General features: G+C 27.3%; 16 protein-coding genes. 7 read left to right on the top strand and 9 right to left on the bottom strand.

What is annotated here, in order from left to right:
* Positions 1-99: 99 nt before the first annotated feature.
* Both QIA46_RS00080 and udk read left to right on the top strand, forming a co-directional pair.
* Complete coding sequence (locus QIA46_RS00080) at positions 100-474, top strand: rhodanese-like domain-containing protein (RefSeq protein WP_317268008.1); 375 nt, start codon at positions 100-102, stop codon at positions 472-474.
* Positions 474-1,094, top strand: coding sequence for a uridine kinase (udk, locus tag QIA46_RS00075; RefSeq protein WP_317268007.1), 621 nt, complete (start codon positions 474-476; stop codon positions 1,092-1,094). Before QIA46_RS00080 ends, udk begins: the two co-directional genes overlap by 1 nt.
* Here the strand turns inward: udk and priA are convergent.
* From priA to cdaA, 7 genes are read right to left on the bottom strand one after another with little or no spacing between them, the layout of a single operon-like run.
* Positions 1,091-3,076, bottom strand: a complete 1,986-nt coding sequence (priA, locus tag QIA46_RS00070; protein WP_317268006.1) for a replication restart helicase PriA — start codon at positions 3,074-3,076, stop codon at positions 1,091-1,093. The genes udk and priA overlap by 4 nt on opposite strands.
* Positions 3,069-3,668, bottom strand: a complete 600-nt coding sequence (locus QIA46_RS00065; RefSeq protein WP_317268005.1) for a uracil-DNA glycosylase family protein — start codon at positions 3,666-3,668, stop codon at positions 3,069-3,071. The genes priA and QIA46_RS00065 overlap by 8 nt, the downstream gene beginning before the upstream one ends.
* Positions 3,661-4,401, bottom strand: a complete 741-nt coding sequence (gene truA, locus QIA46_RS00060) for a tRNA pseudouridine(38-40) synthase TruA (protein WP_317268004.1) — start codon at positions 4,399-4,401, stop codon at positions 3,661-3,663. Before truA ends, QIA46_RS00065 begins: the two co-directional genes overlap by 8 nt.
* Complete coding sequence (locus QIA46_RS00055) at positions 4,402-5,241, bottom strand: DUF2225 domain-containing protein (protein ID WP_316255924.1); 840 nt, start codon at positions 5,239-5,241, stop codon at positions 4,402-4,404. It lies immediately after the preceding gene.
* Between the two features lie 3 nt (positions 5,242-5,244).
* Entirely contained in the window at positions 5,245-5,619 is a 375-nt protein-coding gene (acpS, locus tag QIA46_RS00050) for a holo-ACP synthase (protein ID WP_317268003.1), read from the bottom strand.
* Entirely contained in the window at positions 5,616-6,620 is a 1,005-nt protein-coding gene (locus QIA46_RS00045) for a CdaR family protein (protein ID WP_317268002.1), read from the bottom strand. Before QIA46_RS00045 ends, acpS begins: the two co-directional genes overlap by 4 nt.
* Before the next feature lie 4 nt (positions 6,621-6,624).
* The gene (gene cdaA / locus QIA46_RS00040; protein ID WP_014023268.1) at positions 6,625-7,395 is read right to left on the bottom strand and encodes a diadenylate cyclase CdaA; all 771 of its coding nucleotides are present in this window, start codon (positions 7,393-7,395) and stop codon (positions 6,625-6,627) included.
* A 112-nt stretch (positions 7,396-7,507) separates the two neighbouring features.
* Between cdaA and QIA46_RS00035 the strand changes: the two genes are divergently transcribed.
* Genes QIA46_RS00035 through trpS form a run of 3 tightly spaced genes read left to right on the top strand, consistent with a single transcriptional unit; the run spans position 7,508 to position 10,569 of the window.
* Positions 7,508-8,365, top strand: coding sequence for an HAD family hydrolase (locus tag QIA46_RS00035; RefSeq protein ID WP_317259938.1), 858 nt, complete (start codon positions 7,508-7,510; stop codon positions 8,363-8,365).
* A 60-nt stretch (positions 8,366-8,425) separates the two neighbouring features.
* The gene (locus QIA46_RS00030; protein WP_317268001.1) at positions 8,426-9,511 is read left to right on the top strand and encodes an AI-2E family transporter; all 1,086 of its coding nucleotides are present in this window, start codon (positions 8,426-8,428) and stop codon (positions 9,509-9,511) included.
* Positions 9,512-9,513: 2 nt separating this feature from the next.
* The gene (trpS, locus tag QIA46_RS00025; protein ID WP_317268000.1) at positions 9,514-10,569 is read left to right on the top strand and encodes a tryptophan--tRNA ligase; all 1,056 of its coding nucleotides are present in this window, start codon (positions 9,514-9,516) and stop codon (positions 10,567-10,569) included.
* Between the two features lie 62 nt (positions 10,570-10,631).
* Here the strand turns inward: trpS and QIA46_RS00020 are convergent, their stop codons facing one another.
* Positions 10,632-12,425 carry a phosphoglucomutase gene (locus tag QIA46_RS00020; protein WP_317267999.1) on the bottom strand — a complete coding sequence of 598 codons (1,794 nt, stop codon included), beginning with the start codon at positions 12,423-12,425 and terminating at the stop codon, positions 10,632-10,634.
* A gap of 143 nt (positions 12,426-12,568) precedes the next feature.
* Between QIA46_RS00020 and QIA46_RS00015 the strand changes: the two genes are divergently transcribed.
* Together QIA46_RS00015 and QIA46_RS00010 are read left to right on the top strand one after the other, a co-directional pair.
* Positions 12,569-14,035 carry a UTP--glucose-1-phosphate uridylyltransferase gene (locus QIA46_RS00015; protein WP_317267998.1) on the top strand — a complete coding sequence of 489 codons (1,467 nt, stop codon included), beginning with the start codon at positions 12,569-12,571 and terminating at the stop codon, positions 14,033-14,035.
* A complete protein-coding gene (locus tag QIA46_RS00010; protein WP_317267997.1) occupies positions 14,023-15,051 on the top strand; it encodes a glycoside hydrolase family 3 N-terminal domain-containing protein in 1,029 nt (342 codons plus the stop codon). Before QIA46_RS00015 ends, QIA46_RS00010 begins: the two co-directional genes overlap by 13 nt.
* 78 nt (positions 15,052-15,129) lie before the next feature.
* On the opposite strand, the gene QIA46_RS00005 is transcribed toward QIA46_RS00010, so the two are convergent.
* On the bottom strand, positions 15,130-15,708 hold the full coding sequence (locus QIA46_RS00005) for a hypothetical protein (RefSeq protein ID WP_317267996.1): 579 nt from the start codon (positions 15,706-15,708) through the stop codon (positions 15,130-15,132).
* Between the last annotated feature and the right edge of the window lie 118 nt (positions 15,709-15,826).

The following is a 15,826-nucleotide window of genomic DNA, read 5'->3' as shown; positions in this document are numbered from 1 at the left end:
CAAGCTAAATTTACTTGAATTCTATATTAATTTTGCAAAAAAAACAATTTTATTCACTTTTTTTATTTTTTTTGATATTATGTTCATAAAACTATGGCGATGAATTATGTGAGATTTGCAGTATTAATAGTTCTGCTTTTTTTTTATATTTGGTTTTTTATTATCCTTAGGATGAAAAGAGCTAATATGTTTTTGTTGGAAAAAATCCAAAATGGCGCAAAAATTTTGGATATTCGATCTCCCAAAGAATATAGTAAGTCTCATTATTTAAAATCAATTAACATTCCTTTTAATAATTTATTTGCTAAAAAGGATAAATTAGGTGATTTTGAGTCCCAAATAATTGTTTATGGTAAAAGTTTTAATAAGTCCTACGAGGCTAAAAAAGTTTTAAAAAGCATGGGATTTAAGAATGTGTTTGTGGCTGGTACTTTGAAAGACATGCCACAAGCGAAAAAAAAAGAAGTTGGTTGATGGCGAAGATTATTGGGATATCTGGTGGTTCTGGAAGCGGGAAAAGTACAGTTGTAAGCAAGATTAGTGAGTTTATTCCAGAATTTGTCCTTATTTCTCAAGATAATTACTATAAGAGTGTGGGTGATTATGAAAATGAATTTTCTAAGGTAAATTTTGATCATCCTGATGCTTTTGATAATAATTTGTTTTACGAACATTTAAAAAATTTAAAAAAAAATAGTCCAATAGATATGCCTCTTTACGATTTTATTAATCATAAAAGACAGCTTAAAACGGTTTTAGTTGTTCCAACACCTGTTGTTATTGTTGAGGGTATTATGATTTTTGTTGAAGAGAGGGTAAGAAATTTAATAGATCTTAAAATATATATTGACACTCCAAATGATATTAGATTTATTAGGCGCTTAAGAAGAGATATTTCCAAAAGAGGGCGTACTGTAGAGTCGGTGATTGATCAGTATTTGACTACCACTAGATGGGGTTATTATAGGTTTATCGAACCTACCAAAGAATATGCGGATCTTATTATTCCAGAGGGAGGCCACAATGATAAGGCTTTATACGTGCTTTCAACGTTTCTTAAGTCTTTAAGTAAAGAAGGACTAGATTTTACCTAAATTAATGATATTGGATAATAATCTATTTCAATGTAAACAGTATTTGTCATTTTTACTTTTTCTTTTGTCTTATTAACTAGTTTTTCAAGCAGGTTGTAGGATTTTGACAAGTATATTATATTGTATCTGTAATTGTTGGATATTTTTTTCATGATAGCTTCTGATGGGCCTAAGTGTTCAATTCCTTCTTGCAAAAATTCTTTAGATTTTTCAAAAAATTCCCAACATTTTTGTTTAGCAGATTCTTCATTTTTACTTCTAAATATTATTCTAATAATTTTGTTAAACGGAGGATAGTTCAATTTTTTTCTTATATCTAGTTCTTGTTCGTAAAATTGTTCATATTGGTTCTTATAAGCATATTTTATGGCGTAATAATTGGGATTTTTTGTTTGTATAATAATTGTGTTGTCATTTTTGAATCTTGCGGCCCTTCCCATAATTTGTGAGAGTGTTGTAAAAATTCTTTCGCTACTTCTAAAATCAGGTAGTCTCATTCCAATGTCTGCGTTGATTATACCCAGTGTTTTAATATTTTCAAAATTGAATCCTTTTGCAATGATTTGTGTTCCGATAAGTATGTCTATCTCTTTATTTTCGAACTTATTTATGGAATCTATATTTTCTATTTTTGTAATATCGGAATCGATTCTTGCAATTTTTGCATTTGGTAAAAATTTTTTTAATTCTTTTTCAACAAGTTGAATTCCATAAGTTTTGTATTTAATATCTTTTGATTCGCATTGAGGGCAATGGTTTGCTGTTTTTGTTTTATAGCTACAATAGTGGCATAAAAGTTTGTTTTCTTTTTTGTGGTAAATCAAGCCAAACGAACAGTTTGGACAACAAATTGTGTACCCACATTCGTTGCATTCGAGATTTTTTAGATATCCCCTTTTATTAATGAAAATTAAAGATTGTCTTTTTTCATTTAAACTTTTTTGTATACTGTATAACAGCTCTGATGAAATTGTGCTAGATTCTTTTTTCATGTTTATTATTTTTATATCTTTTATTTTACTTTGAGAGTATTTGTTTTGCATTATTATTTTTTTTATTTGGTTATTTTTCATTGCATAGTATGCTTCAAGAGAAGGTGTTGCGCTTCCCATTATAAATTTTGCATTAAATTTTTTTTGCAAAAAAAATGATATGTGTCTTGAGTGAAATTTTGGAGTATTTTCAGATTTGTATGTAGTTTCGTGTTCTTCGTCCATAATTATTAATTTTAATTTGGCAAAAGGCAGCATTAAAGCACTTTTAATGCCAACGACAACCAGGCTTTCTCCATTTTTGACCTTATTCCATATTAAATTTTTATTAGAATTTGAAACTTTAGAGTTATATTCATAAATTTTATGGTGCATATTTAATGCATATTTTATTCTTTTTATTATTTGATATCCTAATGATATTTCAGGAATTAAAAAAAGTACCTGTTGTTCTAGTGTTAAATAGTATTCACACAATTTGATAAATATTTCAGTTTTTCCAGATCCAGGTATTCCAAAAAGGTAAAAAATATTAGTTGTTTCTGACTCTATAATTTCTTTGTAAATATTTTGTTGTTCACTGTTTAGCTGAAGACACTTTTTATGGTCTGGATGCTTCTCATTTATTGAAGGGAATGTTTGGGGGTTTTTAGATTTTGAATTTTTAGGTAGCCCAAAGAATAAAGTTTCTCCAAATCCCGAAAATGTTTTTTTACTAATCCAATGTGCTAAATTAATGTTATGTTCTGTTATTAGTTTAGTTGTATCTATTATTTTGATAATTTCTTTTATTTTGAATTCAAATTTTTCTTTGAATTCGTCTTCAAAATATTTTTTAATAATTATTCCAATTTTATTGGATCCATTGAAATTAACCATTACTCTTATTCCAATTTCTAGATTCAGGTTAAATTTATAAAAAAAAAGTTTATTTAAAGGAATATTTATTGCAATTTCATAGTAATAAGTTGAATGACAATGCTCAACCATATTTTATTATGCCTTTTATTATTTTTAAATCTTGCCATATTTCTTTTTTTAATTCTGGATTTTTTATTTGATTTGTAGGAAGATATGTAAAAACTAATGGAATGCCTTTAAATCTTAGCTCTATTCCTCTTACAATTTGAATTCTTAACGGTTGATTTAAGAAAAAATCTATTTCTTCGCAAGATAAAATTGCTTTAGGATTTTTGTTGCTTATTTCTAAGTTAAGTGATTCAATAGTATCTATTATTTTATAATTGTGTATGTTTATGCTTTTGCACCATTTTGTGATAATATCCCTTGAGATTTCGTTAAGGTAGTTTTTGTTTACATATATTATGATGTGATCGTTGATATTTTTTTCTTGTATGCTATTATTTAGCAATATTTTTGTTGAATTTTTGTTTTCTAAAGTTAATTTTGCAGGTTCTTTGCTATTTTCGTTTTTTTGATAAGTTTTAGTGTTTTTAGCTTTTTCTATTTTTTGTTTAATTTCATTGTTTATTTCTTCAAAATTTTCTGTAATTTTGCCTTCGATATTATTTTTCAATATTTTAAGTAAAAAAAGTTTTTTAGTTAAAATACTATTATTCATAGTAAACCCTGTCTAAAAATAAAGCATTTGCAGGCGCAGTTTTTCTTGCAAGGTTTCTATTTTTAGATTTTAGTATTGTTTCAAAAGTAGAAATTGATTCGTTTTTTATTTCGATGTCCAGCATTGTGCCTATTAATGACCTTACCATTTTCCACAAAAAGGAAGATCCTATTATTTCAAAAATAATATATTTCCCTCTTTTTTTAAATTTGGCAAAATGTATATGCCTAAATTTAGATTTGCTTTTATCTTTTATGCATGAAAATGTGGTAAAATCATGGTTTCCAATCAACGTTTTAGCCATTTGGTTTAAATTGCTTATGTTTAGTTTTTTATTTACATAGTGAGCTTGATAGCTTTCCCAGGGATAGTGATTGTCGCTATTTAATATATAATAACTGTATTTTCTTTTTTGGGCGCTAAAACGTGGATGAAATGAATTTTCCACATACTTGAGTTTTAGTATTTTTATACCGGTTTTTAATAATATTGCATTTAAAGCTTTTTTTAGATTGTTGAGCTTAATATTAATATCCATATAAAAAGTTATGATTTGTCTTTTTGCATGAACACCCTTATCTGTTCTTCCGGATGAATGAATTTTTACTTTTTTTTTGTTGATTTTCATTAGAGCTTTTTCAATTTCTCCTTGAACTGTAGGCTTTGTTGGTTGTATTTGAAATCCATGGTATATAGATCCGTCGTAAGCGATTTCAGCTAATATTTTTTTCATTTATTTGAGATTTTTCATTTCCTTTGATATTTTAAAGTAAACCTCTTTGATCTTATCTATAAGTATTGAAGGCTTTTCTTTTGAAAATTTACCCATGCCTGCTATTTTAGAAAGAGTGGTTTTTATGTCGTTTAATTGTTTGTATCTGTATTCTTTATTGTCTTTATTTCCATAAAAGTATTCTAGAAGACCTGATAAATATAGTACGCTGTCATAGCCATAATTTTTATCTGTATCTGGACCAAATATGGTTGATGCGCTAACAGGTTCTGAATTGTCTTTATCTTTTTCAATAACTAGTTTATAAAGATAAGCAGCTTTGTGATAAAATATTTTTTGAAGATAATTATAGTTTTTATTTGGTTCTTCTTTTTCAAGGTCTTCAAATGTCCAAGCGGCTCTTATTGCTGATTTTGCTTGATTTAATGTGGGGTTATGATTCTTTTCCAGATGCTCATAACATAGCATAGCAAGAATATAGCTTGCAGCTCCTTCCTTTAATGTCCTAGGTTTACTAAAGTTGATCATGTTGTCAAAAATCACATTTATTTTTTTTCTTTCGTATTTTTTATTTTGTAAAATTTCTTTCTTGTTTTTAGGGATTGAATTAAATTCGCTTGGGAATGCCGCAAAGTAGCATTTTGGGCATACTGTTACAGAATATATCCTAGGATAAATGTTGCCATATTTGTCGTTTTTTATATACTCTCTTTTTAGATCAATTTTTAACTCTCCAGCTATTAACCTACTACTTCCAGTCAAAAATTCTTCTTTTTGAAATTTAAAAGAGCATACAGGGCATTCAATTTTTTCTTTTGTAAAATATGATATTTTTTTCATGAATTAATTTTCTACTATTACAAATGCAATAGCGTACTCCTTTTCATGGGATATTGTTAGGTATAGCTTTAAATTCATTTTTATTGCAAATTTTTCAACTTCATTATGTAAACAAAATTCTGCATTTCCTTTTAAAGATTTTATTACTTCAATATCTTTAAGGGTATAATTTATTTTATATTGCAACAGTGGACTTAATGCTTTAATTAAAGATTCTTTAGCTGCAAATTTTCCAGCTAAACTTTCTATAACGCTGCCCCCTTTTAATTTAAAATTTTCAATTTCTTTACGTGTAAAGAACCTCTCCATTTTTTTTTTATTTTCTAAAAAATTTTTAAATCTTGCTACTTTTATTATATCACATCCTATTGACTTCATGGTTTGATCTCTGAGCTTTCAATTATTTCCAGTTTTATTTTTTTAGGTTCATAATCATATATTTCTGTTTCATTGATATTCTCTTTAAAAATTATATTTGTAGCAATGTTATAAATTCCGGGAGTTTTTATATTTGCCAAATCAAAAGCAAGACTTATATTTTGATTGTTTATATGAGCTTTAATTTGTTTTTCAGAAAGTCTTGTTTTTAATTTTACAAACATTTTGTTTTCTGGGTTTATTATTTTTTCTTTATCTTTAATTTCAAGGCCATTTTTAAGATTATTAAAAATAAGATTAGGAGATTTAATTGTTGTGTTTGAATATTTTTTGTTTAAATAAATATTGACTACCACATGACTTTTTTCAAACATAACTAGAGGATTTGGTGGGACTACTTCAAGATAATCTGATACAAATAGAGTTCTTGTGTCAAACTCTTTTACATTGGTTTGAATAGTGTTTATTTTTTTGAGCTCTTGTTCAGGCCCATATACTAATAAGTTCTCGGGCAATATATTGTATTTTGCAATAAAATATTCTCCCTTGCCATCTTTTTCTATAAGTTTAAACTTGGGCTCTATTTTGACTAATTTAGAGATTTTGTTATCAAGATTTAGCAAAACATTTGTTTTTGAAAGCTTATATTCTGCAATGTGTATTGAGTTAAGATTTTTTATTTTTATTGGTAGCTTATAGTTTCCGGGAATCTTTATGTTTGATGCTTCAATAAATAATATTATTTTATTAATGTCAAGGTATTTTAAGTCATCTTTATTGACTTTTATTGTAATCTTGACTTTGCTAAAGTCTGGCATTTTCCCAAGAGTTATTTGATCATTCAAGATAATTTTGAATTCTTTTTCAGTTGTTATTGATTCTATTTTATTGAAATTAAATGCTACAAACATTAGAATAGCTATTAAAATGGAAATAGCTTTATTTTGCCAATCATCAAATAGTAATTTTATTATATTTATTATTTTTTTGCCTATTTTCATTATTTTACTCTATTAGCTCGAGATTTAACTTGTTTCTAATTTCACTTAAGCTTAAATTGTATTCCAATTTTGCATTGATTGTAATAGAAATAGACCCAGTTTCCTCAGAGGTTATTATTGTTATTGCATCAGAATTTTCAGAAATTCCAAGTCCTGCTCTATGTCTTGTTCCAAATGCTTTGCTAATAGAATCAACATTAGATAATGGTAAAAATGAGCCTGCATATTTTAATTTATTTTTGCTAATTATCACAGCTCCGTCGTGAAGAGGAGTTTCGCGTTCAAATAGTGATATTAACAGTTCACTAGATATTAGTGCATCAATTTTAGTCCCTTTGTTTATTATTTGTTCCAACTGTATTTTTTTTTCAATGCATATCAGACTGCCAGATTTGTTTTCAGATAGGTGTTTGACTGCTTTTAGGATTTCAGAAATAACTTTTAAAGTTTCTTCTTTTTTATTTGAAAGTTTAAAGGCCAAATTGAAATTTCCAATTTGCATTATTATTTTTTTTATTTCTTGATTAAAAAGTATGACTATTGCTATTGGCAATATATTGGCTATATAATTCAGCAGCCAACTAATAGTATAAAGATTTAAATAATATGAGATAATTCCTATAGAGATTATGATTAACATTCCTTTTAATAGATTTGTAGAATAAGAATTGATTACGTTTTTATATATGTAGTATACTAGGATGCTGATTAAGCTTAGATCTAAAATTCTTGAAAAAGTATCTTTTATTTGATTTAAATCATTTATGTCTATCATAAATTTTCTACTCAATGTGAAAACACTGTACTTATTAACCTATATTAGTATAATATAAAATATATAAATAAGCATAATTTGTGGTTATTTAAGTTAAATTGTTTTTTAATTTATGAATGAAAGAGAAAATATTATAGCTTTAATATTTGATTTTGATAATACTCTTATTTATGGTAATATGCAGCAAGTACTGTTTGATGAGTATTGTATTGATTCTTGTTCCTTTTGGAAAGAAGTTGAAGGCTTAGAGTATGTTTATAGGCAAAATGGTTATAATATAATTTCTAATGAAATGATATATTTATCCCATTTTTTAACCTACGTAAGAGAGGGGTTTTTTAAAAGTCTTGATAATAGAGCATTATTTGATTTGGGCGCTAAGTTAAGATTTTTTGAGGGGGTTATTGGTTTATTTGATGAGATATCTGAAATAAATAAGAAATTGGAAGGTAATAATTCTCAGATTAAAATTTACATTGTTTCAAGTGGGTTTAGACAAATGATTTTGGGAAGCAAAATTGCGCCCTATGTGAGCAAAGTGTGGGCATGTGAGTTTATAGATTCTTATTTGATGCCTTTTTACGAACGAAGAGATGATAAATTTTCTAAAAATAAGATTTTAAGCAGTGTTTGCTATTTTGTAGATCATACAATCAAAACCAGAGTTATTTTTGAAATCAATAAAGGGTCTTATGAGAAAATTAATGAGAGAGTCCCAAAGAGCAAAAGACAAATTCCTTTTAAAAATATATTTTACATTGCAGATGGATTTAGCGATATTCCAGCATTTGAAATCTTAAATAATATTTTGAAACATTGTAGAAATACCTTAACAGTGTATCATGGAAATGATAAGAATGCAAAAAAATTGTTTTATGAGAATAGAGTGGGAGATTTTGCTGAGGCCAATTATAGCAAGGGCACTAAATTATATAATTGGATAATGGAGAAAATTTGCTTGAGTGTGTAATTTATTTAACTTACTTTTGTTTAGTTGATAAAAGCAGCAAAAAAATTAAAAGAGGGGAATATGCTTAAAGATTTAAATACAAATCAAGGGTTAAAACCTTGGAAAGTGGAATCTGTTTTTTATTGTATTGTTATAGTTTTAATATTTATTGGGGCTTTTAAAATAGCAGAAACTGTATTTAAACCTTTGGCTATTTCCATAGTGTTGGGATTTTTGATGTATCCCGTTTATACTTTTTTAGCAAGATTTAAAGTTCCAAAATTTTTAATAGTTTTTATTATATTTTTCTTATTATTTTCTTTTTCTTATTTGATTTTTAGTTTTGTTTATTACAGCGTTACTGTTCTAATGAAGCAATTGCCTTATTATCAAAATCAATTAGCATTTATTATGAAAGATGTGCTTAGTCGATATAAAGTTGATAGTTCTGTTATTAATGATATGAATTTTTCAGGTTATATTTATCCATTTCTAACAAGAGTTTACAATGAGATTATTGGATTTACAAGTAGCTTAGTAGTGGTCTTTTTGTTGTTGTATTTTTTGCTTTCAGAAATACATGTTTTTGAAAAGAAACTTGGTAAAGCTTTTAAAAAACCGGTATCTACTAGATTTATTGGAGCTCTAGATACCATTAATAATCAAATTGGTAAATATTTGGGGATAAAAATTTTTGTGAGCTGCTTAACAGGCATTTTAGTATTTATTGGATTAACCTTATTTGGGCAAGATTTTCCTCTTGTTTGGGCGGTTCTTTCCTTTGTTTTCAATTTTATTCCCAGCATTGGTTCGATATTAGCTGTGTTTTTTATTGTAATAACATCTTTAATTCAATTTTATCCCAATTTAAACATAGTGCTTTATATTTTTATATATAATACTTCTGTTCAAATGTTGATTGGAAATATTCTTGAGCCAAAATTGCAGGGAAAAAGACTTGATATTTCACCATTTTTGCTCTTATGTTTTTTGTTTTTTTGGGGATGGCTTTGGGGCATTGTGGGTCTTTTAATATCTTATCCTTTTACTGTGATTGTAAAGGTAATAGTTGATAATGTTAGTTGGCTTAAGTCTTTTTCTGTATTTTTAGGTGGCTCTGAGATTTTAAGTAATGTTAGCATTTCGGGTAAAGATAAGGAGATTTGATTTTGAAAAGAAAGGTTATGCTTACGGGAGATAGACCTACCGGCTCTCTTCATTTAGGGCACTATGTGGGATCTGTAGTAAATCGGTTGAAATTTCAAGAAGATTATGAAACATATTTTATTATAGCCGATTTACATACTTTGACTACAAAGCCCGACTTGAAGAGCATCAATGCAATACCTTTCAATGTTAGGGAAATGGTTTTAGATTATCTTGCTTGTGGTATTAACCCTGATAAGGTTAGTATATATTTGCAATCAGCCATACCCGAGCTTTTTGAGCTCCATTTAATATTTTCAATGATTGTTACTGTTGCGCGCTTGCAAAGAATTCCAAGTATAAAAGACATGAGCATTGCGGCCGGACTTAAAGAGATTCCTTATGGCCTTTTGGGATATCCTGTTCTTATGAGTGCAGATATTTTGATGACAAAGGCAAATTTAGTTCCCGTTGGGCGTGATAATGAATCTCATATTGAATTTGCAAGAGAACTTGCAAGAAGGTTTAACCATTTGTATAAAAATAATTTTTTCCCAATACCCGAATCTGTTTTCACAGATTCTCGTCCTTTGGTGGGTATTTATGGCAAGAATAAAATGAGCAAGAGTCTTAATAATGCAATTTTTTTAAACGATGATGAAAATTTATTAGAAAAAAAAATTATGTCCATGTATACAGATCCAAATAGAATAAGGGCAGATATTCCTGGTAATGTTGAAGGTAATCCCGTTTTTATTTATCACGGAATTTTTAATAGTAATCATGAAGAAGTTGAAGATCTTAAAAATAGGTATAAGAAAGGTAAAGTAGGCGATGTTGAGGTTAAGAAAAAATTGTTTTTAGCTTTGAATAACTTTTTAAAACCAATAAGGGATAAAAGAAGTTTTTATGAAGCCAAAAAAAAAGATTACATTGATGAAATTATTTTTGATGGTACAAGCAAGGCAAGGTTTGTTGCAAATAAAGTAGTAAAAGATGTTAAGGACTTAATAGGACTTTCAAAAACTTGGAATGGAATAAAATATAGTGTTGAGGAAAAAATAAAAAATGAGGAATGAAAATTATTGATTTTATGCTAGACTTATACTAGTGATTAACTTATTATTTAAATCAAACAATATTAATTATTAGGTAGGTTTGCCTTTTTTATTAATCTTTTGTTAAATTCTAGTAGTTTGAACAAAATGTGTCTTTTTGCATAAATAACTTCGCTGAGCACCCTTGTTACCGGTTCTGTTTTTGACATTCTCATCCATAAGGTTGCAACGATTTCTTTGTCAGTTTTTAGCAATACCTTTAATCCTCCCGAAGAATCCCCCGTTCTAATCTTAGATTGTCTTTTGCCTTCATAGTTGATGATTTCATAATCAACTACTGATAATTCTTGAAATAAGTTATTGCTTTTTATCTCTTTAATCAATAGATTTTCATAATTGCTTTTTAAAATTTCTTGATTTTCTATTTTTAGATTTGTTAAATTGGCTTTCTTGGATGATACTATTACATTACTATAAAAATTTGTTGTATTTAAAATATCTTTTAAGTCGTACTTTTCTTTATAGTAGTTTTTAGACAACTTACACCATATTTGGTAAAGTTCTTTCATTTTTAATAATTTTACGATACTAATTAAAGTAGTAATTGGGTCTCTTACCCTTGAGGGGTGAATTATGCAGCCTCCATTTGAGCCCTCTCCTGAGATTTTTACAACCAGCCCCTGAGCTCTTAAATCATCTGCCATTTCTGTTAGATTAGCTTCTCCAACCTCTACTCTATAAACTTTGGCGTTAAAAAAATTTGCAATTTTTTCAATATTTAGAGATGTTGCATCATTGGTTACTATTGCTACATTATTTTTTATTCCTATGTAATGAAGATAGCTAAGCTCTGAAATTACTACAAGTGCAAATATTTTTTGCGCTTCGATGATATTCGCAGTGTTTGTGGTTTTGTCTATAAACACTAGATTCCCCCTATCTCCATCACAATCTGGCACATATCCTAGTTCAAAAGAATTGTCTTGTATGTATTTATTTTGTAGCAGCTTTTTACATTCATTTAAAGATTTTCCTTCAGGAATAATATTGTGCTTAAAAATACCCATTTCGTTATTATATAATTTTACTTTCAATCCTAAAGATTCTAGCAATTCTTTATCTATTGAATTGATTCTGGAGCTTCCGTTCATTTCTGCTATTATCCCAATTGGATTTTTTAGTATTCTTTTTTCTAAAATTTCGATATTTTTATTGTTAATATCGTTTTCATATGCTATTTCATGTATTAATGATTTATATCTTTTGTAAGATTGGTTTTTATTTTTTCTTTCTAATTTTATTATTTTATTATAATTCTCTAAATGAGAGTTATCTTCATCAAATTTGTTTAGAGTGTTAATTAAATGATTTATTAGCTTTTCATTTCGGCTATTATTTTTAATTTGTTTTATTATTTCATGAGCTTTTTCGGAATTTAGTACGCCACCATCGTTTAACCCTATTTTTATCCCATTGTATCCTGTTGGATTATGGCTTGCAGAGATGTAAATAAAGCCCTTTGAATCTTTGTTGTTTTTCATATAAGCCAAAATTTCAGTTATTGGAAGTATTCCAAAAAACTTAATCTTTTCTTTGTTTGTTATTAATATTTTTATTGTTATTTCTGCAATAATTTTGCCAGTTGGTCTTGAGTCTAATCCTAATCCAATGTAGGGGTTGGGTTCATTTTTAAAATAATTTGATATTGTGAAGATTATTAGCGCTATTAGCACTTTATCTTCATTGTTTATTTCATTTTCTGTTGAATCTTCATTTTTTGATTTTGCAAAAATTTTTCTAAATCCTGAAGGAGAAAGTATCATCTCATCAAAAGCTTTTTTAAAATTTTTCATGTTAAGTGAATATTGTTTAAGCATGTCAATTTCTTCTCATTGATATTCCAGCTATATTATTGCTATAATTAACAATTAATAATATGGTCACTTATATTATTATACTTAAAAAATTAGTTTTTTGCTTATATTAATAAGCTTTTCTTTAAGGGTTTTGGTTTTAACTGATGAATGTTAAAGTTGATAAAATTTTTTCTGAAATGATACTTGAAAAACTTAATTCTGGCGAGATAGGGATTAATAATTTTGAATCCATTAAATATTTTCCTTATGATAGCCATGAAAATATTTTAAATATTTCGGATAAAATTTTGAGGTTTAAGTTTCGCAAAGGTTTGGTTGAAGATAATTTAAAAAAATATTTTCATGATTTTTCTAAATTTTTGTACTTAGAAGAAGGCGATTGTTATATTTTTTCTTCTTGTGATCTTGAAAATTTAGGACTAATGCTTTTCCCATACCTTTCTTTTGGAATTTTAAATGGAGGCTCTGCAACAAGTTATTTTGATTTAGCTAAAAATAGGGCGTTAAATGAAGATTTATATATGCTATATGAATCGAAAATACTTGAATTTAAAGAAAAATTTGAAAAATTTCCAAAGGGGATAACGCCAGCTTATATTAATAAAGATGGTAGTTTGGGATTTTCATTTTTGGCTTTGAAAATTAGGCACCTTTTAATGGTTGCTAAAAGATATGAATCTTTTTATGGCAAAATGATTAAACCCTCAATATTTCAAATGACTAGTTGTAAAACGAATGAATTTATTTCAAAATTTTTGGATGATTTATTTGTAGATGATTTGATTAAAGGTATAAATTTTTGTTCTCTTAAGAAAGAAGATATTTTCACAGCTGTTCAGCCCTTAGTTTATTGTTATGAAAGACTGAATAGCTTTAATTATCAATATTTTACTCTTAAAGATAATAAAAATGCTAATTCTATTTTGGCTTTACCTGCCGGGCATGGTCAAAATTTTAAAATTTTAAAAGATATTTATTTAAAGCTTTATGAATCTGGGAAAAGATTTATATACATTGGTAATGTTGATAATGTGGGCTTTACAATTAATTTTAAAGCACTTGCTGTAATGGCTTTGACCAATTGTTCTTCTGGGTTTGAATTTAGTTTTAAAAGCAAAGCAGATTTTAAGGGAGGGATATTGGCAGTAAACTGTGAAAATCGTTTAACCTGTGTTGATATTGGCGGGGGAATTTCTTCAGAAATTGTGCAAGATTTTGAAAATAAGGGCAATAGGTTGTTATTTAATTGTGCAACCGGGCTTTTTAATTTAGAGTATTTGATAAAAAATATTGATGAAATAATAGAAAAAATGCCCATTAGAATTATAGAGCAAAATAAAGAAATCGGTAAATATATTTCGGTTGAGCAAATAACATGGGAAGTGCTAAAATTAATGGAAAATCCATTAATTTTAACGGTTGATAGAAATAGAAGATTTCTTCCCGCAAAGTTATTTATTGACATGTTGATTAATAGCAATCTTGAAGATAGATGTGGATATTGTTATAAGAAGGGGGTCGATAATTCTGCTAAGAATTTTAGAGCTCTTTATGATTTGCTATCAAAAGATTATGGTTTGCTTTGTGGGCTAGATAAATGGACTTTTTGAAAGCCTTATTTTTTTCATTTTTTAGCTTTTTTTGTTTAAATTTATTTGCAATAGAATCTTTGCCAGAAATAGATTATGAATATTTTAACGAGGATAAATCAGATCTTGTAGATTTTATAAAATTTTTAGGTGAATTAGATTTTCAAACTCTTTTAAAAGATAGAAACTTATTTATTGGGATTAGAAATTTAACAAATTTCAAGAATGTCCAAGGTCTTAATAGCAATGATATTAATAGAATAAAAAAGATTAATCCGATTGGTATAATTTTATTTAGAGAAAATTTAAAAGATGCTGAGCAAACAAGGAGATTGATTAGTGCAATAAAGAGTCATATCGGACATGATATTTTTATTGCTATTGATGAAGAGGGGGGGATAGTCAGTAGAGCTAGTGAAAATAAAAAAATGGGGGTTTATAATTTTCCGGCTATGGAGCATGTAGGGGGTGTTAAAGATTTGCATCTTATTTATAAAATTGGTGAAGTTCTTGCTAAGCAATTGCGTAGATTGGGTATTAATTTGAATATGGCTCCAGTTGCTGACATAAAATTTGCACCTCACACTCCTTTGCTAAATAGGACATTCGGAGGATATTCCGCTTATAATATTGGACTTATGGTAGAAGCTTTTATTGATGGAATGCAGAATCATGGAGTATTTTCGGCAATCAAACATTTTCCTGGATTAGGGGGAACAACTACAGATACGCATAAATATTTGGCGTTTTTGCCTTATAGTAAAAGCTTTTTGATGTTAAATAATTTTGTTCCATTTGTTTTTGGTAGAGCTGCTAAATTTATTATGATTGGCCATGTAAATGTTCCTAAAATTTCTAAAGATATAACTAGTATGTCTAAAAATATTGTTAATATTATAAGGGAAAATTTAAATATTACTAGTATTATGATAACAGATTCTTATGATATGGGAGCAATTACAAGAAATTTTTCTAATATTGAAAATGCTATTAAAAAGGCTTTAAGTTCGGGTGTAAATATAGTCCTTATTCCTTAGTGAAATTGTTTTTGGTCTTTGGCAATTTGAGATTTAAATAATTTAAATTTATATAATTTCTTGTTTTGTTGGAAATTTTTATTGCATAAATATAGAAATTCCTAGATCTAAAAGAATAAATTCTTTAAAAGAAGTTGATAATTTATAGTAAATACTATAGTTATTAGGTATGAAATCAATTTCAAGTTTGAAGGTAATTATGGGAAGGATTGGATAGAGAAATGCATTAGTTGTTTTTCCTATAAATGTAGTAGTTCTTAGAGTTAAATTGATTTGGGTTCCAATGAAGAATTTTATAGTCAGCGTATCAGCTAAAATTGAATATTTCGCAATGTAAATAGTGAGAGCTAAATTGAAATAAGTATTTGAAATAAAATCTTTATTTATTGGGATAGTAAAAAAATTGATGGGGCTGAATTGTATTTCAATCCATTCATTATAAGATGTTAATATTCCGATAAAGGCGATGTATTTATAGTTTTCATTGTAAAAAATAGGATTTATATAATTATGGTAAATTATGCCCATTTTTATTTTTTTTTTCATTATATCCTCTTTGGGGAATTCCCAACAAGAAGTGGTTAATTTATTTTGAAAGCAAAATAAATTAACACTATGCATTAATAAAAAGATTGATAAAATAGCAGTATATTTCATTTATAATAGTTGCTTTGTATATAATAATTATATACAAAGCAACAGGTTTTTTCTAGTTTTTTACTAGGTTGGGTTTAATTTTGGTTTTTAAGCCTTTTATACTATTAAATAATATATT

Origin of the sequence: Borreliella carolinensis (genome assembly GCF_032595855.2) — a bacterium.
Classification (GTDB): Bacteria; Spirochaetota; Spirochaetia; order Borreliales; family Borreliaceae; genus Borreliella; species Borreliella carolinensis.
The sequence above is the reverse complement of the archived record's forward strand: the minus strand, read 5'-3'. Positions and strand labels throughout refer to the sequence as shown.

Excerpts from the sequence above, each read along its gene's own strand:
- QIA46_RS00045 (WP_317268002.1), bottom strand. The coding sequence starts at position 6,620 with ATGAAAATAGGCAAAAAAATAATAAATATAATAAAATTACTATTTGAT.
- truA (WP_317268004.1), bottom strand. The coding sequence starts at position 4,401 with ATGAAAAAAATATTAGCTGAAATCGCTTACGACGGATCTATATACCAT.
- QIA46_RS00030 (WP_317268001.1), top strand. The coding sequence starts at position 8,426 with ATGCTTAAAGATTTAAATACAAATCAAGGGTTAAAACCTTGGAAAGTG.
- QIA46_RS00015 (WP_317267998.1), top strand. The coding sequence starts at position 12,569 with ATGAATGTTAAAGTTGATAAAATTTTTTCTGAAATGATACTTGAAAAA.
- QIA46_RS00010 (WP_317267997.1), top strand. The coding sequence starts at position 14,023 with ATGGACTTTTTGAAAGCCTTATTTTTTTCATTTTTTAGCTTTTTTTGT.
- udk (WP_317268007.1), top strand. The coding sequence starts at position 474 with ATGGCGAAGATTATTGGGATATCTGGTGGTTCTGGAAGCGGGAAAAGT.
- QIA46_RS00080 (WP_317268008.1), top strand. The coding sequence starts at position 100 with ATGAATTATGTGAGATTTGCAGTATTAATAGTTCTGCTTTTTTTTTAT.
- QIA46_RS00065 (WP_317268005.1), bottom strand. The coding sequence starts at position 3,668 with ATGAATAATAGTATTTTAACTAAAAAACTTTTTTTACTTAAAATATTG.
- QIA46_RS00020 (WP_317267999.1), bottom strand. The coding sequence starts at position 12,425 with ATGCTTAAACAATATTCACTTAACATGAAAAATTTTAAAAAAGCTTTT.
- QIA46_RS00005 (WP_317267996.1), bottom strand. The coding sequence starts at position 15,708 with ATGAAATATACTGCTATTTTATCAATCTTTTTATTAATGCATAGTGTT.
- acpS (WP_317268003.1), bottom strand. The coding sequence starts at position 5,619 with ATGAAGTCAATAGGATGTGATATAATAAAAGTAGCAAGATTTAAAAAT.
- cdaA (WP_014023268.1), bottom strand. The coding sequence starts at position 7,395 with ATGATAGACATAAATGATTTAAATCAAATAAAAGATACTTTTTCAAGA.
- QIA46_RS00055 (WP_316255924.1), bottom strand. The coding sequence starts at position 5,241 with ATGAAAAAAATATCATATTTTACAAAAGAAAAAATTGAATGCCCTGTA.
- priA (WP_317268006.1), bottom strand. The coding sequence starts at position 3,076 with ATGGTTGAGCATTGTCATTCAACTTATTACTATGAAATTGCAATAAAT.
- QIA46_RS00035 (WP_317259938.1), top strand. The coding sequence starts at position 7,508 with ATGAATGAAAGAGAAAATATTATAGCTTTAATATTTGATTTTGATAAT.